The 22,916-nt window shown below is 60.0% G+C and carries 27 protein-coding genes; 17 read left to right on the plus strand and 10 right to left on the minus strand.

The genetic code is table 11. The features are described from left to right. The first annotated feature begins 202 nt into the window (after positions 1-202). Together ACA079_RS20385 and ACA079_RS20390 are read left to right on the plus strand one after the other, a co-directional pair. Positions 203-1,249, plus strand: coding sequence for a class I SAM-dependent methyltransferase (locus tag ACA079_RS20385; protein WP_497700694.1), 1,047 nt, complete (start codon positions 203-205; stop codon positions 1,247-1,249). A gap of 148 nt (positions 1,250-1,397) precedes the next feature. Continuing rightward, a complete protein-coding gene (locus tag ACA079_RS20390; protein ID WP_497700695.1) occupies positions 1,398-2,240 on the plus strand; it encodes an NAD-dependent protein deacetylase in 843 nt (280 codons plus the stop codon). Positions 2,241-2,364: 124 nt separating this feature from the next. Here the strand turns inward: ACA079_RS20390 and ACA079_RS20395 are convergent, their stop codons facing one another. Further along, positions 2,365-3,267: a LysR family transcriptional regulator gene (locus ACA079_RS20395; RefSeq protein WP_415764500.1), complete on the minus strand. Its 903-nt coding sequence runs from the start codon at positions 3,265-3,267 to the stop codon at positions 2,365-2,367. A 210-nt stretch (positions 3,268-3,477) separates the two neighbouring features. Between ACA079_RS20395 and ACA079_RS20400 the strand changes: the two genes are divergently transcribed. The 3 genes from ACA079_RS20400 to ACA079_RS20410 are packed head-to-tail and all read left to right on the plus strand — an operon-like array spanning position 3,478 to position 6,071. Continuing rightward, the gene (locus ACA079_RS20400; RefSeq protein ID WP_129443355.1) at positions 3,478-4,176 is read left to right on the plus strand and encodes a CoA transferase subunit A; all 699 of its coding nucleotides are present in this window, start codon (positions 3,478-3,480) and stop codon (positions 4,174-4,176) included. A 36-nt stretch (positions 4,177-4,212) separates the two neighbouring features. Then, the gene (locus tag ACA079_RS20405) at positions 4,213-4,878 is read left to right on the plus strand and encodes a CoA transferase subunit B (RefSeq protein WP_054051104.1); all 666 of its coding nucleotides are present in this window, start codon (positions 4,213-4,215) and stop codon (positions 4,876-4,878) included. Between the two features lie 11 nt (positions 4,879-4,889). Continuing rightward, the gene (locus ACA079_RS20410; RefSeq protein ID WP_497700696.1) at positions 4,890-6,071 is read left to right on the plus strand and encodes an acetyl-CoA C-acetyltransferase; all 1,182 of its coding nucleotides are present in this window, start codon (positions 4,890-4,892) and stop codon (positions 6,069-6,071) included. Positions 6,072-6,337: 266 nt separating this feature from the next. Here the strand turns inward: ACA079_RS20410 and ACA079_RS20415 are convergent, their stop codons facing one another. Continuing rightward, positions 6,338-6,940, minus strand: coding sequence for an NADPH-dependent F420 reductase (locus ACA079_RS20415; protein WP_497700697.1), 603 nt, complete (start codon positions 6,938-6,940; stop codon positions 6,338-6,340). Positions 6,941-7,051: 111 nt separating this feature from the next. Here ACA079_RS20415 and ACA079_RS20420 point away from each other — a divergent pair, with 111 nt between their 5' ends. Next, positions 7,052-7,948, plus strand: coding sequence for a LysR family transcriptional regulator (locus tag ACA079_RS20420; protein ID WP_497700698.1), 897 nt, complete (start codon positions 7,052-7,054; stop codon positions 7,946-7,948). Between the two features lie 87 nt (positions 7,949-8,035). On the opposite strand, the gene ACA079_RS20425 is transcribed toward ACA079_RS20420, so the two are convergent. Next, entirely contained in the window at positions 8,036-9,355 is a 1,320-nt protein-coding gene (locus ACA079_RS20425; protein WP_497700699.1) for an Nramp family divalent metal transporter, read from the minus strand. A 274-nt stretch (positions 9,356-9,629) separates the two neighbouring features. Here ACA079_RS20425 and ACA079_RS20430 point away from each other — a divergent pair, with 274 nt between their 5' ends. The 4 genes from ACA079_RS20430 to ACA079_RS20445 all read left to right on the plus strand — a co-directional run bounded on the left by ACA079_RS20430 (position 9,630) and on the right by ACA079_RS20445 (position 12,507). Next, positions 9,630-10,424, plus strand: coding sequence for a hypothetical protein (locus ACA079_RS20430; protein WP_497700700.1), 795 nt, complete (start codon positions 9,630-9,632; stop codon positions 10,422-10,424). A gap of 58 nt (positions 10,425-10,482) precedes the next feature. Continuing rightward, on the plus strand, positions 10,483-11,394 hold the full coding sequence (gene yddG / locus ACA079_RS20435) for an aromatic amino acid exporter YddG (protein ID WP_497700701.1): 912 nt from the start codon (positions 10,483-10,485) through the stop codon (positions 11,392-11,394). 83 nt (positions 11,395-11,477) lie between these two features. Next, positions 11,478-12,152 carry a glutathione S-transferase family protein gene (locus tag ACA079_RS20440; RefSeq protein WP_497700702.1) on the plus strand — a complete coding sequence of 225 codons (675 nt, stop codon included), beginning with the start codon at positions 11,478-11,480 and terminating at the stop codon, positions 12,150-12,152. A 28-nt stretch (positions 12,153-12,180) separates the two neighbouring features. Beyond that, a complete protein-coding gene (locus ACA079_RS20445; protein ID WP_095131236.1) occupies positions 12,181-12,507 on the plus strand; it encodes a putative quinol monooxygenase in 327 nt (108 codons plus the stop codon). A gap of 82 nt (positions 12,508-12,589) precedes the next feature. On the opposite strand, the gene ACA079_RS20450 is transcribed toward ACA079_RS20445, so the two are convergent. Then, complete coding sequence (locus ACA079_RS20450) at positions 12,590-12,958, minus strand: DUF6124 family protein (protein ID WP_497700703.1); 369 nt, start codon at positions 12,956-12,958, stop codon at positions 12,590-12,592. Positions 12,959-13,514: 556 nt separating this feature from the next. Between ACA079_RS20450 and relB the strand changes: the two genes are divergently transcribed. The 3 genes from relB to ACA079_RS20465 all read left to right on the plus strand — a co-directional run bounded on the left by relB (position 13,515) and on the right by ACA079_RS20465 (position 14,800). Next, the gene (gene relB / locus ACA079_RS20455) at positions 13,515-13,706 is read left to right on the plus strand and encodes a type II toxin-antitoxin system RelB family antitoxin (protein ID WP_497700704.1); all 192 of its coding nucleotides are present in this window, start codon (positions 13,515-13,517) and stop codon (positions 13,704-13,706) included. After that, positions 13,703-13,966, plus strand: coding sequence for a type II toxin-antitoxin system RelE/ParE family toxin (locus tag ACA079_RS20460; protein ID WP_497700705.1), 264 nt, complete (start codon positions 13,703-13,705; stop codon positions 13,964-13,966). Before relB ends, ACA079_RS20460 begins: the two co-directional genes overlap by 4 nt. 246 nt (positions 13,967-14,212) lie before the next feature. Further along, entirely contained in the window at positions 14,213-14,800 is a 588-nt protein-coding gene (locus tag ACA079_RS20465) for a DcrB/PsbP domain-containing protein (RefSeq protein ID WP_497700706.1), read from the plus strand. A 3-nt stretch (positions 14,801-14,803) separates the two neighbouring features. Here ACA079_RS20465 and ACA079_RS20470 read toward each other — a convergent pair whose 3' ends face one another. Together ACA079_RS20470 and ACA079_RS20475 are read right to left on the minus strand one after the other, a co-directional pair. Further along, a complete protein-coding gene (locus ACA079_RS20470; protein ID WP_497700707.1) occupies positions 14,804-15,520 on the minus strand; it encodes an alpha/beta hydrolase in 717 nt (238 codons plus the stop codon). Between the two features lie 183 nt (positions 15,521-15,703). Further along, positions 15,704-16,816, minus strand: a complete 1,113-nt coding sequence (locus ACA079_RS20475) for a succinylglutamate desuccinylase/aspartoacylase family protein (RefSeq protein WP_497700708.1) — start codon at positions 16,814-16,816, stop codon at positions 15,704-15,706. On the opposite strand from ACA079_RS20475, the gene ACA079_RS20480 reads away from it, so the two are divergent. Next, a complete protein-coding gene (locus tag ACA079_RS20480) occupies positions 16,815-17,024 on the plus strand; it encodes a hypothetical protein (protein ID WP_497700709.1) in 210 nt (69 codons plus the stop codon). The two genes, ACA079_RS20475 and ACA079_RS20480, sit on opposite strands and share 2 nt — an antisense overlap. Here the strand turns inward: ACA079_RS20480 and ACA079_RS20485 are convergent. Further along, positions 17,012-17,791: an ABC transporter substrate-binding protein gene (locus ACA079_RS20485; protein ID WP_497700710.1), complete on the minus strand. Its 780-nt coding sequence runs from the start codon at positions 17,789-17,791 to the stop codon at positions 17,012-17,014. The two genes, ACA079_RS20480 and ACA079_RS20485, sit on opposite strands and share 13 nt — an antisense overlap. 235 nt (positions 17,792-18,026) lie before the next feature. On the opposite strand from ACA079_RS20485, the gene ACA079_RS20490 reads away from it, so the two are divergent. Next, positions 18,027-18,659, plus strand: coding sequence for a type 1 glutamine amidotransferase (locus tag ACA079_RS20490; protein ID WP_497700711.1), 633 nt, complete (start codon positions 18,027-18,029; stop codon positions 18,657-18,659). Between the two features lie 98 nt (positions 18,660-18,757). Here the strand turns inward: ACA079_RS20490 and ACA079_RS20495 are convergent, their stop codons facing one another. After that, a complete protein-coding gene (locus ACA079_RS20495) occupies positions 18,758-19,192 on the minus strand; it encodes a rhodanese-like domain-containing protein (RefSeq protein WP_497700712.1) in 435 nt (144 codons plus the stop codon). A gap of 101 nt (positions 19,193-19,293) precedes the next feature. Here ACA079_RS20495 and ftrA point away from each other — a divergent pair, with 101 nt between their 5' ends. Further along, a complete protein-coding gene (gene ftrA, locus ACA079_RS20500; RefSeq protein WP_497700713.1) occupies positions 19,294-20,268 on the plus strand; it encodes a transcriptional regulator FtrA in 975 nt (324 codons plus the stop codon). A 123-nt stretch (positions 20,269-20,391) separates the two neighbouring features. Here ftrA and cobF read toward each other — a convergent pair whose 3' ends face one another. Together cobF and ACA079_RS20510 are read right to left on the minus strand one after the other, a co-directional pair. Further along, a complete protein-coding gene (gene cobF, locus ACA079_RS20505) occupies positions 20,392-21,147 on the minus strand; it encodes a precorrin-6A synthase (deacetylating) (protein ID WP_429533705.1) in 756 nt (251 codons plus the stop codon). Further along, positions 21,147-21,719, minus strand: coding sequence for a histidine phosphatase family protein (locus ACA079_RS20510; RefSeq protein ID WP_497700714.1), 573 nt, complete (start codon positions 21,717-21,719; stop codon positions 21,147-21,149). Before ACA079_RS20510 ends, cobF begins: the two co-directional genes overlap by 1 nt. 341 nt (positions 21,720-22,060) lie before the next feature. On the opposite strand from ACA079_RS20510, the gene ACA079_RS20515 reads away from it, so the two are divergent. Beyond that, positions 22,061-22,915, plus strand: coding sequence for a MurR/RpiR family transcriptional regulator (locus tag ACA079_RS20515; protein ID WP_497700715.1), 855 nt, complete (start codon positions 22,061-22,063; stop codon positions 22,913-22,915). Position 22,916 lies beyond the last annotated feature (1 nt).

Consider the following 22,916-nt stretch of genomic DNA (forward strand, 5'->3'; position numbering starts at 1 on the left):
CCCACAGGGGTGGTGGCAGTCAGGGGAAATGTGGCCCCCAAGGGCTTTCGTCGCTCAAAGAAGCGCTGCACAGCCCCCGGACTAAACTTAGTGCACGCAGGGCGCGGTTATCGTCCTGTTCATTCCCACGACCACCGCCCAGAGGTGAACGCCTCGAAAAACAAGGCTTCTGGACTGTGATCCTGCTGAAGGAGCACACGTGATGGACGAGGCCAGACTCAATGATTTCATGGGCAAACTGGTGAACGACATGGGCGGCGCGGCGATGCTTGCCAACGTCATCCTCGGCGAAGAGCTCGGACTGTACCGGGCCATGGCCGACAGTCAGCCAGTCACCCCGGAAGCCCTCGCTGACAAAACCGGCTGCAACACCCGCCTGCTGCGCGAATGGCTCAGCGCCCACGCCGCTTCCGGCTACATGGAACACCGCGACGGCCAGTTCCGCCTGCCCCAAGAGCAGGCCCTGGCATTGGCGATCGAAGACTCACCGGTCTATATCGCGGGTGGCGTCGGGGTAGTCGCATCGTTTTTCCATGACAAGGACAAACTGGTCAACGCCATGCGCGGCGATGGTGCCCTCGCCTGGGGCGATCACCATCCGTGCATGTTCAGCGGCACGGAGCGGTTCTTCCGGCCAGGTTACAAAGCGCACTTGGTCGCCGAATGGCTGCCAGCACTCGAAGGCGTGGTCGCCAAACTGGAGGCTGGCGCCAAGGTGGCGGATATCGGCTGCGGCCACGGCGCATCCACCGTGATCATGGCCCAGTCGTTTCCGGATTCGCGGTTTGTCGGTTTCGACTACCACGCGCCCTCCGTCACCGTCGCCACCCAGCGCGCTGAAGCCGGTGGCGTGTCCGGGCGTGCGCGGTTCTTCCAGGGCACGGCAAAAAGCTTCCCCGGCAACGACTATGACCTGGTCTGCTACTTCGACTGCCTGCACGACATGGGCGATCCGGTGGGCGCGGCGCGGCACGCTTATGGCGCGCTGAAACCGGACGGCACGGTGCTGCTGGTAGAACCGTTCGCCAATGACTCGCTCGACGACAACGTCACCCCGGTTGGCCGCTTGTTCTACGCCGCCTCGACCTTCATCTGCACCCCGAACTCGCTGTCCCAGGAAGTCGGCCTCGGGCTCGGTGCCCAGGCTGGCGAGGCGCGTTTGCGCAAGGTCTTCACCGAGGCGGGGTTCAAGACGTTCCGGCGGGCTACGGAAACGCCGTTCAACCTGATTCTGGAGGCGCGTAAGTAAACACTGCTGACGGTTGATGGCTGACGGTCTACTGTAGGAGCTGCCGAAGGCTGCGATCTTTTGATCTTGATTTGGCGATGTTGAAATCGCTGAAGATCAAAAGATCGCAGCCTTCGGCAGCTCCTACCGGCCCTCCGGAGTGTTGAACATGCTCGACAGCCTCATCCGCGAACAACTCGACCACCTTCAGCAGTTAATGACCGACCAGCCGTTTGTGGTCCTGACCGGCGCGGGCATCAGCACTCCGTCGGGCATTCCGGACTACCGCGACAACCAGGGCGTGCGGCGTGGCCGGCAGCCGATGATGTATCAGGAATTCCTCTCTGCCCCCGAATCCCGGCGACGCTATTGGGCGCGGGCGATGCTCGGTTGGCCGCGAGTGCGCCAGGCCCAGCCGAACGTGGCCCACGAAGCCTTGGCCAGTTTGCAAAGTTCGCAGCAGATCAGCGGGCTGATCACTCAAAACGTCGACACCCTGCACGACCAGGCCGGCAGCCATGACGTCATCGAACTTCACGGCAGCCTGCACCGGGTGCTGTGCCTGGACTGCGGAAAACGCAGCGAACGGGATTCGATCCAGCAATTGATGGAAGCGCAGAATCCGTATCTGGCAGGGGTGGATGCAGTGCAAGCCCCGGATGGCGACACGCTGCTGGATGCGGCGTTTGAGGCGCGGTTTCAGGTGCCGCATTGCCCGCATTGCGCGGGTGAGCGGATGAAGCCGGATGTGGTGTTTTTTGGCGAGAATGTGGCGCAGGTGACGGCGGCCAAAGCAATGGCGGCGGTCGAAAAGGCTGCGGGGTTGTTGGTGGTCGGGTCTTCGTTGATGGCGTATTCGGCGTTTCGGTTATGCCGGGCGGTGGCGGATCAGGGGAAGCCATTGATTGCGATTAATTTGGGGAAGACTCGGGCGGATGACCTTCTTGATCTGAAAATAGAAGCGTCGTGCGAGCAGCTTTTGCCGTTGCTGGCTGAGCACCTGAGCACTTAGAAACTGAAGAAACCGAACCCCTGTGGGAGCGAGCTTGCTCGCGATGAGGTCGGCACATTCAACATTAATGTCGCCTGACACGACGCCATCGCGAGCAAGCTCGCTCCCACATTGGATCTGTGTTTCATCGCGCAGAAAGGCGCTGGCTCAGGTTTTCTTCTTTGAGAATATCGAACAACGCCTGAGCCGCCGCCGACAGTTCAACCCCAGGTTTGGTCAACACCCCAATCGCCCGCTCCACCACCGGATCGCGCAAGGTAATGCACCGCGCCCCGAGTTCCAGCATCTGCCCGACACACAGCGCCGGCACCGCGCTCACCCCCAATCCACTGGCCACCATCCGCCCAACCGTCGCCAGCTGATGGCTTTCAAACTCCACCGGCAATTTCATCCCTCGCGCCTGCAAGTGTTCTTCGAGCATCACCCGTACCGTCGACGGACGCTGCAAAGTGATGAACGGTTCCTTGAGCAAGGTCTGCCAATCGATGTCTTCCCGTTCGGCAAAAGGAGAATCCTTCGGCACAACGGCCACAAACCGGTCCATATACAACGGCGTGAATGCCAGCGATGAACTCTGAGTCGGTTCAAACGCCACCCCCAGCTCAACCTGCCGATCACGCACCATCTCCAGCACCTGCTCGTTGATCACGTCATTCACCGTGACGTTGACCTTGGGATAGCGCGCGCGGAAGGTTTTCAGGATCGGCGGCAGCAGGTTGCCGGCAAACGACGGCATCGCCGCCAACGTCACGCGACCGCGCTGGAGGGTGAAGCGTTGGCGCAGCTCATCCTCGGCGTTATCCCAGTCGGCGATCAGGCGACGCGCCAGTGGCACCAGCGATTCTCCTTCCGCGGTCAGCGCGACATTGCGCGTGTTGCGGGTGAACAGGCGCCCGCCCAGCCCCTCCTCCAGCGCCTTGATGGTCAGGCTCAAAGCCGATTGCGACAGGTGCAACCGCTCGCAGGCCACGGCGAAACTCAAACTCTGGGCTACGGCCAGGAATGCGCGGATCTGCTTGACTGTCATGTGCGAGTTGCTCCAGTACTTAGGAGCACGGCTTGCCCACGATGGCTTCCTTGAAATCGCCATCGCGAGCAAGCTCGCTCCCACAGGATTGATTGGTGAGTTTTATCTATCAATCAACCTTAAAAATCAACTTAACAAATGAATCCTTCAGCGAGACACTCCTATCCCATACGGCTAGCCAGCCGCCCACAAAGAATAAAAGAGGTGCATATGGCAGGTTTCGACAAGCGCGTGAGTTCCTACGAGGAAGCTCTGGCAGGTCTTGAAGACGGCATGACCGTGATCGCCGGCGGCTTCGGTCTGTGCGGGATCCCGGAAAACCTTATCGCCGAGATCAAGCGCAAAGGCACTCGCGACCTCACTGTGGTTTCCAACAACTGCGGTGTCGACGGTTTCGGTCTTGGCGTGCTGCTGACCGACCGCCAGATCAGCAAAGTCGTCGCCTCCTACGTCGGCGAAAACAAGCTGTTCGAAGAGCAACTGCTCAAAGGCGAAATCGAAGTGGTCCTGACCCCTCAAGGCACCCTCGCCGAAAAAATGCGTGCAGGCGGTGCCGGCATCCCCGCGTTCTTCACCGCGACCGGCGTCGGCACCCCAGTTGCCGACGGTAAGGAAGTCCGCGAATTCCATGGCCGCAAGTACCTGATGGAAGAGTCCATCACCGGTGACTTCGCCATCGTCAAAGGCTGGAAAGCCGACCATTTCGGCAACGTCATCTATCGCCACACCGCCCAGAACTTCAACCCGCTGGCCGCCACTGCCGGCAAGATCACCGTGGTCGAAGTCGAAGAAATCGTCGAACCCGGCGAGCTGGACCCGGCGCAGATCCACACCCCTGGCATCTACGTCGACCGGGTCATTTGCGGCACGTTCGAGAAGCGCATCGAACAGCGCACCGTGCGTAAGTGATCCCCTGCCCCCGGACCGAATGAAGGAATAACAACAATGGCACTTTCCCGCGAACAAATGGCTCAACGCGTCGCCCGCGAAATGCAGGACGGCTTCTACGTGAACCTGGGCATCGGCATTCCGACCCTGGTCGCCAACTACATTCCTGAAGGCATGGAAGTCATGCTGCAGTCGGAAAACGGCCTGCTCGGCATGGGTCCTTTTCCTACTGAAGAAACCATCGATGCCGACATGATCAACGCCGGCAAACAAACGGTGACCGCGCGTATCGGCGCGTCGATCTTTTCCTCGGCCGAGTCCTTCGCGATGATCCGCGGTGGTCATGTCGACCTGACCGTACTCGGTGCGTTTGAAGTGGACGTGGAAGGCAACATCGCCTCGTGGATGATCCCCGGCAAACTGGTCAAGGGCATGGGCGGCGCGATGGATCTGGTGGCCGGCGCAGACAACATCATCGTCATCATGACCCACGCCTCCAAGGACGGTGAGTCCAAGCTCTTGTCCAAATGCAGCCTGCCGCTGACCGGCGCCGGGTGCATCAAGCGTGTGCTGACCGACCTGGCTTACCTGGAAATCGAAAACGGCGCGTTCATTCTCAAAGAACGCGCACCGGGCGTCAGCGTCGAGGAGATTGTCGCCAAGACCGCCGGTAAACTGATCGTGCCGGATCACGTTCCGGAAATGCAGTTCGCTGCTCAGTGAGGAATCATTCCATGCAAGAAGTCGTCATTGTCGCCGCCACCCGTACCGCCATCGGCAGTTTCCAGGGTGCCCTGGCGAATGTTTCCGCCGTTGACCTCGGCGCTGCGGTGATCCGTCAGTTGCTGGCGCAAACCGGCCTGGACGTTGCTGAAGTCGATGAAGTGATCATGGGCCAGGTGTTGACCGCCGGCGCCGGGCAAAACCCTGCGCGCCAGTCCGCGATCAAGGCCGGCCTGCCGTTTACCGTTCCGGCGATGACCCTGAACAAGGTCTGCGGTTCGGGCCTCAAAGCGCTGCATCTGGCCACTCAGGCGATTCGCTGCGGCGATGCCGACGTGATCATTGCCGGCGGCCAGGAAAACATGAGCCTGTCCAATTACGTCATGCCGGGCGCTCGCACCGGTCTGCGTATGGGTCACGCGCAAATCGTCGACACCATGATCAGCGACGGCCTGTGGGATGCGTTCAACGATTACCACATGGGCATCACCGCCGAGAACCTGGCTGACAAGTACAGTCTGACTCGTGAGCAACAGGACGCCTTCGCCGCAGCCTCGCAGCAGAAAGCCACGGCCGCCATCGAAGCCGGGCGTTTTGCCGACGAGATCACGCCGATCCTGATTCCTCAGCGCAAGGGCGATCCGGTCGCCTTCCAGGTTGACGAACAGCCACGGGCCGGCACCACGGCTGAAGCGCTGGGCAAACTGAAACCAGCCTTCAAAAAGGACGGTTCGGTGACCGCCGGTAACGCCTCGTCCCTGAACGACGGTGCCGCCGCCGTAATCCTGATGAGCGCGGCAAAAGCCAAGGCGCTCGGCCTGCCCGTGCTGGCGAAAATCGCCGCTTACGCCAATGCGGGCGTCGATCCGGCGATCATGGGCATCGGCCCGGTATCGGCGACTCGTCGTTGCCTGAGCAAGGCAGGCTGGTCCATCGACCAACTGGACCTGATCGAAGCCAACGAAGCCTTCGCGGCGCAATCTCTGGCGGTCGCCAAGGACCTGGAATGGGACCTGAACAAGGTCAACGTCAACGGCGGCGCTATCGCCTTGGGCCATCCGATCGGCGCATCGGGTTGCCGAGTGCTGGTGACTTTGCTGCATGAAATGATCAAGCGTGACGCCAAGAAAGGCCTCGCCACCCTGTGCATCGGTGGTGGTCAGGGCGTGGCACTGGCGATCGAACGGGCGTAAAGCGTTCAACAGACGGCGCGGGGACCCACGAAGATCCGTTCGCCGTCTGGCAAAACACCCGGTGCGACTCACGTCGCACCGGGTTCTACAGTCAGTCATAAATCTACGCTGCGCCGCATACTTTGTAGCAGCTGGCGAAGCCTGCGTTCGGCTGCGAAGCAGTCGTTAATTCAGACAATGCGGTGTCTCAGGAAGACCGCGCACTCAGGTTTGACGACTGCTTCGCAGCCGAACGCAGGCTTCGCCAGCTGCTACAGGTTGTGTTGTCAGGCAAATTTCACCAGGTTCAGCACCGGCAGCGGACCGCCTGGAAACTGCACCAGCCGCGCCCCGACGCTCAATTCCCCAAGATCAATCCCGAAGAAGCCCAGCTGTTCGATCAGCGCCGCCACTTGAGCTTTTGCATCGGCATCATCACCCGAGAGAAACAGCACCCGCCGCCCGCCCTCTGCTGTCGGATCGCTCTCCAGAAAACGCGCCTGAAGGTGATTGAACGCCTTCACCACCCGCGCACCGGGCACCCACTCGGCAAACACTTCGCTGGACATTCGCCCCTGCAAATCCACCGCTTTGAACGACGGCGCCTCGATTGAGTTGTTGGCGTCGATGACAATCCGTCCGCCAAAATCCGGCAGGCCGGCAAGCGCGGTCGGCAACTTCGACCAGTTGACCGCGACCAGCACGATAGCTTGTGCGGCGGCCTCCTCGCGGGCTCCGGCACGCGCCGTTGGCCCGAGTTCTTCCACCATCGAGGCCAGGCTTTGCGGGCCACGGCTGTTGGCGATAACCACTTCAATGCCTTGACGCGACAGTGCTCTGGCAAAAGCTGCGCCGATTGCGCCGGCGCCGATGATTCCGATGGTGCTCATGGTTTTTCACTCCGAAGGTTGTCGTTGGAGTGAATACTGCACTTGTCATTAGCACTTGATTAGCGGGTAATGTTTTGAATGATTTTCAAGCATGACTAGCAGGTGCCTGCCATGGAAACCCTCGCCAACCTCGAATCCTTCGTCCGCAGTGCCGAGACCGGCAGTTTTTCCGCCGCCGCACGGGTGCTCGCGCTGACCCCTGCCGCTGTCAGCCGCAACGTGGCGATGCTCGAACGCAACATCGGCGTGCGGTTGTTCCAGCGCTCGACCCGCAAACTGTCCCTGACCGAAGCCGGGGAACGCTTTCTGACGAGCATCGGCGGCAATTTGGAAGCGTTACAGACAGCAATCAGCGCGGTCAGCAGCGACCAAGGCGAGCCGGCGGGCGTGCTCAAAGTCAGTCTGGCGCCGACGTTTGGCATCGGTCATGTCTTGCCGCTGCTGCCGGCGTTCCTGGCGCGCTACCCGCTGATTCGGCCGGAATGGCACTTCGAAAACCGCCCCGTGGATTTGATTGCCGAGGGGTATGACGCGGCCATTGGTGGCGGCTTCAAGTTGACGCCCGGGGTGGTGTCGCGGACGTTGGCGGCGGCGCATGTGGTGGCGGTGGCCTCTCCCGCCTACCTCGCAGGACGCAACCTGCCCGACAGTCCGGCAGACCTGTCCGGACACACCGGCATTGTGATGCGCGGCACCCGCACCGGGCGGATTCGCCAATGGCTGATGCACGATGGCGCGGGCAACGAAGCACCGGCCAATTTGAACGAAAACATCGTGCTCAATGACCCGGCCGCCATGCGCGAAGCGGCGATACTCGGCCTGGGCGTGACGCTGCTGGTGTTGCCGGATGTGCTGGCGCATATCCAGCGTGGCGAACTGGTACGCCTGCTGCCCGACTGGCACGCGGACGCGGGGCCGATTTCGCTGTATTACCCGAGCCGGACGTTGATGCCGGCCAAGACTCGGGTGTTTATTGATTTTGTCGTTGAGGCGTTTGAACGGGGTTGAAGATCAAAAGATCGCAGCCTGCGGCAGCTCCTACAGGAGTACGCATTCCCATGTAGGAGCTGCCGCAGGCTGCGATCTTTTAAAGATTCACACCAAGAACTGCAGAATCAACCAGCTATTCGCCCCACTGATCACCACAAACAACCCCCACGCCAGCACCCGCGTCGGCCACCGATTCACCAACGGCCCCATGAGCGTGTGATCGTTGGTCATGCGAATCAGCGGATACAACGCAAACGGCAATTGCAGGCTCAACACCACCTGACTCAACACCAGCAGCTTACCGATCGCGTCGTCGCCCATCATCCAGACGCCAATAAACGCCGGGATCAGCGCCAGCCCGCGCGTGAGCAATCGTCGTTGCCAGCAGGGAATCCGCAGGTTCAGGAAGCCCTCCATGATCACTTGCCCGGCGATGGTCCCGGTGAAGGTCGAGCTCTGACCCGAAGCCAGCAACGCGACGCCAAACAACACACTGGCCAGCGCCCCGCCCACCAACGGGTCGAGCAGGTGATAAGCGTCCTGGATGTCGACCACGTCGGTATGCCCGGTCTTGTGGAACGCCGCCGCGGCGAGGATCAGGATCGCCGCGTTGACCAGCAACGCCAGGGCCAGGGAGCCAATCGTGTCGATGCGCGCCAGTTTCACCGCGTCCTGCTTGCTGGCCAGGTCCTTGCCAATCATCCGGGTCTGCACGATGGAGGTGTGCAGGTACAAGTTATGCGGCATCACCGTGGCCCCGAGAATACCGATGGCCAGGTACAGTGGCGCGGCATCGCCGATGGCGGACAGTGACGGGGTGAACCCTCGGGCGACGTCCGGCCAGTAGGGTTTGATCAACAGCAATTCAACGAAGAAACACACGCCGATAGTGCCCACCAGCACCAGCATGATTGCTTCGAGTCGGCGGAAACCACGGTTTTGCAGGGCCAGCACCAGCAAGGTGTCGAACGCCGTGAGCGCGATGCCGAAGGTCAGCGAACAGCCCAGCAGCAAATGGAACGCCAGGGCGCAGCCGAGCACTTCGGCCAGATCGGTGGCGATGATCGAGATTTCCGCCAACACCCACTGGGTCCGTGCGGTCCGCGTGCTGTAGCGCTCCCGGGACAACTGCGCCAGATCACGCCCGGTGGCAATGCCCAGGCGCGAACACAAACACTGCACCACCATCCCCGCCAGGCTCGCCAACAGCACGACGAACAACAAGCTGTAACCAAACCGCGAGCCGGCCTCGATGGCGGTCGCCCAGTTGCCGGGGTCCATGTAGCCGATGGAAACCAGCAAGCCAGGACCGGCAAAGCGCAGCATCCGGTTGAAGAACGAGGCGCGGGGATCGACGGCAACACTGCCGGCCACTTCCGGCGGACAGAACGGCGCCGTGGCGGTTTTGGGCAAACTGAATTTCACGTAAACATCCAGAAACAAGTGGAAGGGGGCAGCTTAGACGTTCACTCATTCGGCTGTACATGCAAAACCCTGTAGGAGCTGCCGCAGGCTGCGATCTTTTGATCTTGATCTTCGGCGAAGCTGAAATTGCTGAAAATCAAAAGATCGCAGCCTGCGGCAGCTCCTACATCAGCATTGAAGCCCTGATATTTGTATACAAAATCACGACATCTATAGAGCAATCAGTCACCCACAATGCTAACGTTGCCGCCTCACTCAGGTCGGAGGTGCGTGCGTGCTGCTACTCAAACTGCTGGTCATCCCAGGGTTTCTCTTGTTGATTTCCCTGGCCGGTAAACGCTGGGGACCGAGTGTCGCCGGTTGGCTGTCGGGGTTGCCGGTGGTGGTCGGGCCGATTCTGTTCTTTCTCGCCATCGAGCAAGGCCAGGTGTTCGCCGCTCAATCGGCGACGGCAGCACTGTCCGCAATGTTCGCGATGATTGCCTTTTGCGTGACCTACGCTCAGGTTGCACAGCGCGCGGGTTGGCCGTGGGCGCTGGTGATTTCGCTGTTGGTCTGGGCCACGGCAGCGGTTGTGCTGTCGTTGATTCCGCCATCCCTGGTGTTCTCGGTGATCGCCGCCGCAACCGCCCTGCTGGCGGCGCCGTACCTGTTTCCCTCGGTACAGCCGATCGTTTCAAGCCCGGCGCCGAAGTCCGACAAATTGCTGTTGCGCATGTTTGCCGGCGCCCTGCTCACCCTCGCTGTCACGTTGCTGGCCAGCACCGTTGGCGAACGCTGGAGCGGACTGCTCGCCGTGTTCCCGGTGCTGGGCAGCGTGATGGCGGTGTTCTCCCAGCAAACCCGCGGGCCGGCGTTTACCGCTGCGTTGTTGCGGGCGACGGCGACCGGGATGTATTCGTTCGCCGCGTTTTGCCTGGTGTTGGCGTTGGCCTTGCCAGGCATGGGTTTGAGCGCGTTCGCCCTGGGCGTCGCGGTGTCAGTGGGTATGCTCGGGGTGACCAAGCGCTTGTTGGCCAAGCCGGTGAGCCCAACGGCGGACGCTGGACGTACGGCAATCAAACGCTAAGCTGCTTGATGTCATCGGGCCAGGATGGTCGCCCGCTCATCGCGCTGAAGGAACAGACATGACTCCGCTTCGAAACAGCCACAGCGCGACGGCCGTCGGCGTGATTGCGATAGTGCTCTGGTCCTCCCTGGCTTTGCTGACCACCCTCACCGAAGGCATTCCACCGTTTGAACTGCTGACGCTGGGTTTCGGCGCGGCGTTCGCGGCGAGCCTGGTGATTCTGGGCCGACGCGGGATCGCCGGGTTCACCAGTTGGCGCCAGCCCTGGGCCGTTTGGGCGACCGGGTTCGTCGGAATTTTCGTTTATCACGCGCTGTATTTTTTCGCGCTCAAAGCCGCCCCGGCGGCCGAAGCCAGCCTGATCAACTACCTTTGGCCGCTGTTACTGGTGTTGCTGTCGGCGTTCTCGGCCGGAGAAAAGCTGCACAAGCGGCAATTGCTTGGCGCACTGCTGGGCCTGGCCGGCACGGCTTTCATCATGCAGCAGCGCGCTCCGAATGCTGATGCCGCGATGCCCATCGCCGGTTATCTCGCGGCGTTCGGTTGTGCGCTGATCTGGTCGGTTTATTCGGTGATCAACCGCCGGTTCAGCGAAGTACCAAGCAGCATCATTGGTGGCATCTGCGGTCTGGTCGCCGTGGCCGGACTGGTCTGTCACCTGGCCTTCGAAACCACGGTACAGCCTGACTTCAGCCAATGGACTGCGATTGTCGTCCTCGGGCTTGGACCGGTAGGGCTGGCGTTTTTTGCCTGGGACCACGCCACCAAACACGGCAGTCTGGCGACGCTGGGAGCGCTTTCCTACTTGGCGCCGCTGATTTCCACGTTGTTGCTGATCACCGTGGGGCGCAGCCATGCCAGCCCGATTCTGATCGTCCCCGCGCTGCTGATTATCGCCGGTGCAGTCATCGCCACGTCGCGATCAACCGCTAAAGTGCCAATAACACGTTCGATAGTTTCGAACGAGTAAAGCAAAAAGCTCGCACGTCAATCGAACGGGTTTACTTCAACATCAGCCTCAGTTGAAACCAATCACTGACTGAGGCCTACACCATGAAGTTCTTTTTCCACCCTTCGCCCAACCCGATGAAAGTCGCCCTGCTGCTCGAAGAGCTGCAAACGCCCTACGAATTGATCGGCGTCGACACCTTCAAGGGCGAGCAACACCTGCCGGCATTTTTGGCGATCAACCCGAACGCCAAGGTGCCGGCCCTGGTCGATGGCGACGCGACTGTCTTCGACTCCCAGGCGATCCTGCTGCACCTGGCGCAAAAACATCAGCGCTTCCTCCCGACCTCAGTGGCCGGGCAAGCCGAGTTACTGTCATGGCTGATGTTCATCGCCACCGGCCTGTCGCCATTTTCCGGCCAGGCGGTGCATTTCCTGCACCACGCACCGGAAGACCTGGCGTATGCGAAAAACCGCTACCTCAAGGAAGTCGAACGCCACTACCGCGTGCTCGATCAGCGCCTGGCCGACCATCAGTACCTGGCCGGCGACACCTACAGCATCGCCGACATGGCGCTCTGGGGTTGGGCCAATTACGCGCCGTACATCCTCGGCGAGAACGGTCTGGCGGCGTACCCGAACGTCAAGCGACTGTTCGATGAAATCAGCGCCCGTCCGGCCGCCCAACGTGCCCACGGCCTTAAAGAGAAACTGGTGCTGAAGGCTGAATTCGACGAAGAAACCCGTCGCAACCTGTTCCCGCAGAACCAGACGCAGTAACCCAATCCCAGCGTGCGAAGGTGATGAAATGAGTGATCAAGTCGCGTTTATTGTTTACCTGCCGGCCAAACCGGAACGTTTCGCCGAAATGAAAGAACGGCTGCTGGACGTGGTGCACCAGATGTCGGCCGAGCCGGACTTCGTCAACACCTGGGTCCACCAACTTCAGGACGACCCGAACACCTTGGTGCTTTACGAAACCTGGAACTGCAGCAAGGACGACTTCATCACGCGTCACCTGAGCAAGCCGTATCGACAGGCGTATGAACAACTGCTCCCGCAGTTGCTGGTCAGCGAACGTCGCATTGAGTTTCTGGATGTGATCAAGAGCTATCCGGTGCGACGTGGGGTCTGAGAGGACCTTCCAGCGTGACCACGAGCCGCGTGAATGCTGCTAAACAGCGAGGGCGCAAGCGCCCTCGCTACCCGCCTGGCTACTACCCAGGCTTGTGGTTATCCAGTACGCGATTGACCGCTAACTCCCCCAACATGATCACCCGTTGCAGCACCAGCATCGTTTGCCGTCGTGGGCCGTCCGTTAAGTCGGTGAGATCGTTGACTATGGCGCTGGCTGCTGCCAACGATTCGCAGGCCTCGACAAGCAACGTTTCGTCATCCACCGCTGCGTCGATGGTGAAAATGGTGCTGGGCTTGCGGGGCGGTATCTGCGTTTTCGACGCCCCGGGGTTGAGGTAGAAGCTGAGTGCGCGGTCGGCCGCCTCTTTCATTTTCTTGGGGTCAAGATCAAGAAAGGCGTCGTAGGGTAACGGAACGGTATTCGGGGGGTTGGGCGTTACCTTGAACATAGTTAGAACTCCTTATGCCGTGAATAAAGAGCCAACCAACCTCGCTACCAAACGAAGGGTGGTGGCCATACGCAGGTTGGTAGACCGGGACATAAGGAAACCGGCGCACCCGAAGGTGCCCTGCGCATGACCACCATAATGCCGAGACGAAAAAAACGCCGCGAATGGTGATGCTGTGCACTCCTTACATCCGGGCTACCAAACCCGATCGCTGTTTTTCAGCGACGGGGAAACGATAAGGCCCAGTACCAAGGCGCACAAGCCGGCGGATTCTGGCGCACGCGTAGGTAACGACGCAAGGCGTTGTAGCCGTTAGGACGTAACAGCGGGTGTCTTTAAACGCGTACGTTAAACGCATGAAAGCGTTCAGAAAATTGAGGAAACGTCTGACGTTTTTTTGGGGTTGGTTGTCGGAAGCGAGAGGTTTAGTGTGGTTGCTCCCATCAGGTAGAGATATGGGGCCACGTGGTGCTTGGCAGGGTGCACTTCATCTTGACACCCACGACAGCGAGCCACATACCGATGAGATTGCTAGGTATTGATCCCGGAGGTCACTATGAGCGCCGAACTTTCCCCCATCGTTTCAGAGTTTGAAACCGAAGAGCAGGCCGCCAGCTACGACCGTTGGTTCCGTGCCAAAGTGCAGGCGTCGCTCGATGATCCACGCCCGAATGTCCCGCACGATCAGGTAATAGCTGATATGCGATCCCTTATCGAAACCAAGCGCAATAAGCGCAATGCTGGTTGAGTGACGGCGCCGAAGCGCGGGCTGAACTGTGGCAAATCATTGATTATATTGGCGACCGCCACCTTGTAGCGGCGAGCGAGCTGTACCAAGCCATCGAGGCTGCTACCTCAGCCCTTCTGCAACATCCCTACCTTTATCGATTTGGTCGTGTACCCGGTACGCGGGAAATTGTTGTGCACCCCAATTACTTGGTGGTCTACCGGGTGACGGATCGAATCAAGATCGTGACCGTTTTGCATGCCAGGCAGGAATACCCCTGACTCCCAATCAGGGCTGGTTGCTATGGTCTGTGCAAAAATTTTCCAAGAATCGAGGTCGCGTCCGACATTTTTTTTGGGAGTGTTGCGGTGTGGCCGCACCTTAAGCAAACAGTGAACCCATCTTTCCATCCCCGCTAAGCTGGCCAAAGGAACGTGACCGTCCGTTAGACTGCGCTGGAATGCGCCGCAACCTCCATGGGATGATCGCCCCCCACCGCGAGACCGACCATCCCCTGGAGTTTTTGAATGTCATTGTTGAGTAAAAAAACCGTTGTCCTGTTGCTGACGGCGGTTGCCAGTCTGGGAGCGCTGAATGCGCAGGCCGCCAAGGCCACTGCCGGCGATACCGCGCCCGCACAGAAAGTCTCGATGCTCGGCGGCAAGTTCACGTTCACCCTGCCCAAAGGTTTCATCGCCAACCCGCTGCCTGCCGGCGACGCGGCCGCCGGTACCGCCGGGGCAACGGGCACCATGTATACCAATCAGGCGACTAAAACCGTAGTGATCGCCGCTGAAAACACTATCCCCGGCGGCCTCAACGTCAAAGACAACGACGGTCAGTTCCTCGACTCCGCGGCGTCCGACTTCGCCACCGAACAAGCCACGGCGCTGCCGGACTTCACCAAGCTCAGCGAAAAAAGCCTGACTCAGAAAGGCACCGGCCTGGGGCTGCGGCAGATTGACAGCACCGCCACCCAGGGCGGCGGCAAAACCCTCGACACCACAGTGATGGCCGCGTCCAACACGCGCATGGCGATCGTTCAGGTAATTTCCCGCCTCAGTGACAATGCTGGCCACGAGACGCTGGTCAAGCAGATCGTCACCGGCAAGTGAGCATCAGGGATTGAGGCGCTGCAACCAGGCGCTCAAGTCCTGCATCTCGGTGGCAGTGATGCTGTGACCGACGCCAGGGTAGGCATGAAATTCAGGCTTGAGTGACAGGCTTTGCAACAGGCTGTCGGCGTCCGTGCCGTCAATGTACGGAAGGCGTTTGTCCGCAGTGCCATGACCGATGAAAATCGCCAGCTTCTGGCGCTTTTCATCCGGTTTCAGTTCGGACTGGAGCACCGGCAAAATCCGCCCGCTCAACGCCGCGATCCCGCCCACCGCCTCGGGATGACGCAGGGCCACCTCGTAGGACATGATCGCGCCCTGGCTGAAACCCACCAGGAACACCTTTTTCGGTTCGGTGTGATATTTCTTCGCCGCTTGTGCGACGAAATCCTGCAGCACCTGACCGCTGGTCTTCAGATCATCGGTCTCACCGTCGTAGGCCGCGTTGCCCTTCTCGCGAAACCACTTGTAACTACCCTCCTCCATCACTATCGGTGCGCGTACCGACAGGTAGTTGTATGACGCGGGCAATTCATCCTTGATGTCGAACAGGTCCTCCTCGTTACTGCCAAAACCGTGGATGAAAATCACCAGGGGCTGATTGCGCGATTCGGGGTTGGCCTGCTCCAGGTACTTGAGCGGCAGATCGGTTTGCAGCGGGGTTTGAGCGTGGACGGCGGCGGACGCCAGGAGTGTCAGCAGAGCGAAAAACTTCAACATAAACCTTCCTTCACAGAGCGCAGGATTCGGGGCAGAGCCTAACACTGTGAAGCTTGCCGGGGGATTATGGGTGTTGCTGATGCCGCCATCGCGAGCAAGCTCGCTCCCACAGGGGAATGCATTTCAAATGTGGGAGCGAGCTTGCTCGCGATGAGGCCCTATGACGCTACGAAGATTCCTCGGTTAATCGTTGATGAGTTTCCCGACCCGAATCGGCTCGCGCCCCGCGACTTTCGCCTGCCATGTACCGGGCTGGGTGTAGCGCCCGCGATCAATCGCAAACAACACGCCACTGGTCCCGGCGCGAACCGTGGTAACTCGATCATTCAGCGGATCGACCACCTCAAACAGCGCATCCCCCTTCTCCACCCACTCACCCGAATCGCGCAGAAAACTGACGACCCCGTGATGCGGCGCGAACAAGTATTGGGTGCCTTCGAACGGCATGCCTTCACAGCATTCGCTCGGGGCCGCAGGCCAAGTGCCTTTGATGAAACCCTGCTCGGCGAGGAACCCGAGAATCGCCTCGCAATTGGCCTGAGCCTGATCGACTCGCGTATCACCCATGCTGCCCAGTTCCAGCGTCGTCGCAAGATTGGCCGGCGGAATCGCGGCCTCAGGGAAAGCCCTTGCCAGACGCAACCACGGCGTTGAACACGACTCATCGAATGAGCTGCCGCCGGAATCTTCACAGAGCAACGCCACCCCAGCCTTCAAACGCGCCGCCAGGGATTGCCACTGCGGCCAGTGTTGCGGCAAGGCATACAGATGAATCGCCGCGTCGAAATCACAATGCAGATCGAGGGTGATATCGGCATCACAGGCGTGGCGCAGCAGCAAGCGGTGCATGGCTTCAAGCTGCGAGGCCGGTGCCGCCAAATCGTCGAGTACCTGGCCCATGGTCTGGCGAATCAGCGCAATGTTGGCAGCCGCATCACTGCCCAAGCGATCACCGATCAACTCGGCCACCGGTGCGCTGAGTTCGACGAAGGAGCGGTTGAAGTTCTTGCCGCTACCCAGCTCGAAGCGGCCCATGTGGCTGCCTTGCAGGTGTTGATCGAGGCCGATGGGATTGGCCACCGGAACCAGTTCGATCACGCCCTGCAACTGGCCCTGGGTTTCGAGTTCGGCCAGGCGCTTTTTCAGTTCCCACGCCGTGCGCATGCCCGGCAGTTCATCCGCGTGCAGGCTGGCCTGGATGTAGACCTTGCGAGTGCCCGCGCCAAAACGAAACACGCTGAGGGTGCGCTCGGTGCCCAGGTGACTCCAGGGCAGTGAATGATCGATGCGTTGCATGGAAACTCCTGTTGGCTCTGATCGCCGTTCTTCTGTAGGAGCTGCCGCAGGCTGCGATCTTTTGATTCTGCTTTTAAGACAAGATCAAAAGATCGCAGCCTGCGGCAGCTCCTACATGGGATGTATGTCGCAGGATAAATCACATAAAAAAAGTGGCAACCGCGTCAACGGTTGCCACTTTTTTGAACGGCGTGATTACTGGCCGTAAACGTCAAAGTCGAAGTACTTGTCTTGCACTTGCTTGTACTTGCCGTTGGCGCGAATTTCGGTGATGGCTTTGTTGAATTTGTCCGCCAGCTCGGTATCGCCCTTGCGCACAGCAATACCGGCGCCGCCGCCGAAGTACTTGGCGTCTTCGTAGGTCGGGCCGACGAAAGCGAAGCCTTTACCGGCGTCGGTTTTCAGGAAACCGTCGTCCAGGTTGACCGAGTCGGCCAGCATCGCGTCGAGACGACCGGCGACCATGTCCAGGTTGGCTTCCTGCTGCGAGCCGTAGCGAACCAGGTTGATCCCGGCCGGCACCAGCACTTCAGTAGCGAAGCGGTCGTGAGTACTGGCGCGCAGCACACCGACTTTCTTGCCTTTGAGTTCGGTCAGCGGGTCCTTGATGTCGGTGCCTTCCTTCATCACGAAGCGTGCCGGGGTGTGGTAGTACTTGATGGTGAAGTCGACGTTCTTTTTGCGATCGTCGGTGATGGTCATGGACGACAGGATCGCGTCGATTTTCTTGACCTTCAGGGCCGGGATCAGGCCGTCGAACTCTTGCTCGACCCAGGTGCACTTCACTTTCATCTGCTCGCACAGCGCGTCGCCGATGTCCACGTCGAAGCCGGTGAGTTTGCCGTCAGAGGTTTTCATCGAGAATGGCGGGTAACCGGCTTCGATACCGAGGCGGATCGGCTTGGCGTCTTCGGCCACAGCCGTCAGGGACAACATCGACAGTGCCAGGGCACCGAACATCACTAGCTTCTTCATTTATAACTCCTGTGTGCGGAGGCTTTTATTGGCAGCTTTCGGTAGGTGAAGACCGAAGTGGCCGGCAGTCTAGAGCGGCTCAAGGAGGGTCAATTGTGTTTAAGCGACAAATACTTATATAAAAGTGGCCGGCGGATTCAAGTCCCTTGAAGCGTGCGCCAAGCCGGTGCAAAGACTGTAGGACAAGCCTTTTTTTCAGACAAAACCTACAAGCAAAAACTACAAGAGAGCCCTTATGCCTGCGTTGAACCTGATCCAGCATCACCCCGCCGAAGGTCCCGGTGCCATTGCCGCGTGGGCGGCATCCCGAGGTTTGACCCTGAACGTGTTTCGCGCCGACCTCGGCCAGTTGCCGCCAGTCAGTGCAGCCCCCGTGATCCTGTTGGGCGGGCCTTATGAATCCAACGGCGGGCCGGCCTGGCTGGAAGCTGAACGCCAGTGGTTGGCGGGCAGTCTGGATCAAAGCGCGGCGGTGTTTGCGATTTGCCTGGGGGCGCAGTTACTGGCGCTGAGTCTGGGCGGGAAGGTGCGGCGGATGGATCGGACCGAAACCGGTTGGACGCCCGTGACCTTTGTCGATGGCCAGACGTTGCAGGTGCTGGAATGGCACGAAGACGCCATCGACCTGCCGCCAAACGCACAGCTGCTGGCCAGCAGTGATCAGTGCGAACAGCAGATGTATTGCGTCGGGCCGACGCGGGTGGGTTTACAGTTTCATCCGGAGTGGACGGCTGAATCGGTGGCAACGCTCAATGAACACTTTGCCGACGAGTCACCGCTGCCCCGGGGTCAACAGGAGAGCGCCGCCTATGCAGCCGTGTTCGAGTGGTTGCAGGCGACGCTGGATGGGTGGTGGGCATCCGTTTAACAGATCGCAGCCTCGTTTCACTCGACAGCTCCTACAGGGGATCGCGTAGAACTGTAGGAGCTGTCGAGTGAAACGAGGCTGCGATCTTTTCGAATACATCAACATTCGCAACCGATCACGGTGCTGGCAGGCCGTTGCACCGCAACACTCAACTCAAACCCTTCATCCAGCCACCCGGTCACCCCGCCGATCATTTCCTTGACCGGGTAACCCAGCGCCGCCAGTTTCACAGCAGCCTTGTTGGCACCGTTGCAGTGGGGCCCGGCGCAATACACCACGAACACGCTGGTTTTCGGGTAGGCCGCCAGACTTTCAGCGCTCAGCAGTCGCCCCGGAATATTGATCGCTTCCGGCACATGGCCACGTTCGAACGCGAGCGGGCCGCGCACGTCCACCAGGACAAAATCCACCTCGCCGGCCTGTTGGCTGCCGTGGACGTCGGAACAATCGGTTTCGAAGGTCAGACGGTTGCTGAAATGCATCAGGGCGATGGCCGATGGGGCGGCGGGAATCTCGCGGACCAGGCTGGTCATGGGCTGTACTCCAAAGTCTCGGTGGGTGTGAGAAGACTTTATCCGCCCGACGCTTGCGGCTACAGTGGCGCACAAGACACTCACCGGGAACTTTCCGCCAAATGCAGCCCACCCCTGGATTGGTCGCGATTCTGGCCTACGACGGCCTCTGTACATTCGAATTCGGCATCGCCGTGGAGATCTTCGGCCTGGCACGTCCGGAGTTCGACTTCCCTTGGTACGAGCACCGGATCGCCGCCGTGGATCAAGGCCCGATGCGCGCCATGGGTGGCATTCAGGTACTGGCCGATGGCGGCATGGAACTGCTCGAGGACGCCCGGACCATCATCATTCCCGGCTGGCGTGATCGCAACGCCCCGGTGCCTGAGGCATTGATCGCAGCCTTGCGTCAGGCCCATGCACGGGGTGCGCGGTTGTTATCGATCTGCTCGGGGGTGTTCGTGCTAGCGGCCACCGGTTTGCTCGACGGTCGCGGCGCCACCACGCACTGGCGCTACACCGCTGAGTTGGCCGAGCGTTTTCCAAACATTCTGGTGGACCCGGACGTGCTCTATGTCGATTCAGGTCAGCTGATCACCTCGGCCGGCAGCGCTGCCGGCATCGATGCCTGCCTGCATTTGGTGGCGCGGGACTTCGGTACGCAAGTGGCCAACTCGGTGGCGCGACGGCTGGTGATGTCGCCGCAACGCACCGGCGGTCAGGCGCAGTTCATTCCGACACCGGTCAGTCCTACGCCGCGTAGCGATTTGTCGCGCGTCATGCAGTGGGCACGCGAGCGTTTGCATGAACCGCTGGAGGTGCGCGAGCTGGCGAGTGAGGCGGCGATGAGTGAACGGACGTTTCTGCGCCGCTTCACTGAAGCCACCGGCATGCCGCCCAAGGCGTGGTTGCAGCATGAACGCCTGGGCCGGGCCCGGGAGCTGCTTGAGAGCACCCACCAGAACACTGACCAGATTGCCCAACGCTGTGGGTATCGCTCGGTGGAGAGTTTTCGGGTGGCGTTTCGCAGCGTGGTAGGGGTGCCGCCGTCGGTGTATCGGGAGCGGTTTGGGCGGGAGGTTAAAGCAATAATCTGAGGTGTGTTTGAGGGCCTCATCGCGAGCAAGCTCGCTCCCACAGTTGACCGAGTTGTCTGGACGGCCGCGGTCTATGTGGGAGCGGGCTTGCTCGCGAAGGCGTCAGCCCAGACACCAGTGCACTTAAGGCTTACGCAGCAGATACGTATCCATAATCCACCCATTCTCCAACCGGGCCGCCTTGCGCACCCGCTCGATCTCATCCGCCACATCCTTGAGCTTGCCGCTGATCAGGATTTCATCCGGCGTCCCCAAGTAGGCCCCCCAGTAAATCTCCGTCTCCTGGTCTGCCACCCGATGGTAGGAATCTTCTGCATCCAGCATCACCACCAGGCTGTCGGCATCGCTCACCTGCCCCGCCGCCAGCCGTCGACCCGTGGTGATTTCAATCGAGCGGCCAATGCGGTTCAGCGGCACCTTATGCTGCGCCGCCAGCGCCTGGACACTGGTGATGCCGGGGATCACTTCAAATTCGAAGACGCAGCGACCCGAAGCCAGAATCGCCTGCAATATCCGAATGGTGCTGTCGTACAACGCCGGATCGCCCCACACCAGAAAACCGGCGCACTGGTCGTCAGTCATTTCCTCGCTGATCAACCGTTCGAACGTCTGCTGTTTGGCCAGGTTCAGGTCTTCCACGCTGGCCTTGTAATCCACATCACCGCGTTCGCGCTCCGGGCTGTGGGCTTCAACGAAACGGTAGTCGCGATCGGTGATGTAGCGTTCGCAGATCTCGCGGCGCAGGTCGATCAGTTTGTCTTTGCTCTGGCCCTTGTCCATGAGGAAAAACACGTCGACGAGGTTCAGCGCTTTCACGGCTTGCATCGTGATGTAGTCGGGGTTGCCGGCGCCGATGCCGATGACCAGAAGTTTTTTCATCAACGTGTTCCCTCAGGGTCAGTGCCCAGCAAGCGTAAACGCCAGCGGCCGTTGAACCGCAACTCGATGGCCGACAGCGGTTCAACGTCGATCAGGTTGAACGCTGCGCCTTGCAGCACCTGCGTCAGCGCGGCGCGAATGACAAACGGATGGGTGATGGCAACGATGTGCCCCGGTGTGGCCTCTAGCGTTTTCAGCCAAGCGGCCACCCGCTCACCGAGTTGCGCCACCGACTCACCACCGTGGGGCGCAGCATGCGGGTCATCGAGCCAGATCTGCAGCGTTTCGGCTGCGGTTTTTTGCAGATCGTCGATCCGTACGCCTTTCCAGAGCCCGAAATCGCAATCCCTCAATGCCTCGACAATCTCTACGTCGCTGCCGAACAACTCGGCGGTTTGCCGGGTTCGCAGTTCAGGTCCACACACCAGTCGCGGCGTCCCTTTGAACTGAGCACGACGCGATCCCTTTGCCGATTGCCAATCCATTTCTATTGGCTCATTCGTAGGAAAACACGCCAATTTTTGTGCGACGGTTCGAGCGTGGCACATCAGGGTCAAACGGGTCGCCTGCACGAAGGATCACTCTGTTGATGGAAACTGAAACGGCGTGACGCCGAAAATAATTGCCCAATTGTGCCGCAAGAAGCGCGATCCAGGGCGTTTCGTTTGATCCGGCCATCCAGGTTCGAAAACTCAATACACCTGAAAAAATCAGCGATATCCGACACCTCTATGGGCGATGACCTACAAGCTCAGTCGACTTCCATGTAGCCCAATGCCCACGGGGTTTTCGCCCTGTTTTGGGGCTTTAAAAAACCATCGAAAAATTCACTAGACATGTTGAGTCCGCTACATAAATACTGTTTTAGCAATTTATGAAATGAAACCGACATATCCATCCAGCAGGAGCCCGGATGCCTTCTCTCAGAGACCTGATCACCGATCCCGGCCTGGACCTTACGCCGTCGGAACGCAAAGTCATCCGTGCCTTGCTGGACCAGTACCCGCGTAACGGACTGGGCCCGATGTCACGTTTGGCCGAACATGCCGGTGTCAGCGATCCCACCATCGTGCGACTGGTGAAAAAACTGGGTTTCAGCGGTTATGCCGATTTCCAGGATGCCCTGCTCAGCGACATGGACCACCGCCTCCGCTCCCCCAGCGCCCTGTTGCAACCTCGTGCTCATCTGCAGAAAGGCGACGCCTGGAGCCAATATCTGGCGCACAGCCATCGAGCGCTGGTGGACACCCATGCGCTGACCCAACCCGAAGATGTGCGGATTCTGGTGGAGTGGCTGCTCGACACCCGCCATCAGGTGCATTGCTTCGGCGGGCGCTTCAGCAGTTTTCTCGCCAGTTATTTACTCAATCACCTGCGCTTGCTGCGTCCGGGCTGTTTCGCCCTGGAAGACAACGCGCAACTGCCCGACCGATTGTTTGACGTGCAGCGTCAGGACGTGGTGCTGGTGTTCGACTATCGCCGCTACCAGTCACAGGCCCTGCGCGTGGCCAATGCGGCGAAAAGTCGCTATGCACGCGTGGTGTTGTTCACCGACATCTATGCTTCACCGTTGCGGGAAATGGCCGACCTGATTATCAGTGCCCCGGTGGAGTCGGTGTCGGCCTTCGACTCCCTCGTCCCGGCGCTGGCCCAGGTCGAGGCGCTGATAGCCTGCCTGTCCCTGCGCAGTCCGGGTCTGGCCGATCGCCTGGAAGGCATCGACGCCCTGCGGACCGACTTCGATACCCACCTGCTGGAGGATAAATAAG

Source organism: Pseudomonas sp. LBUM1645, assembly GCF_059716185.1.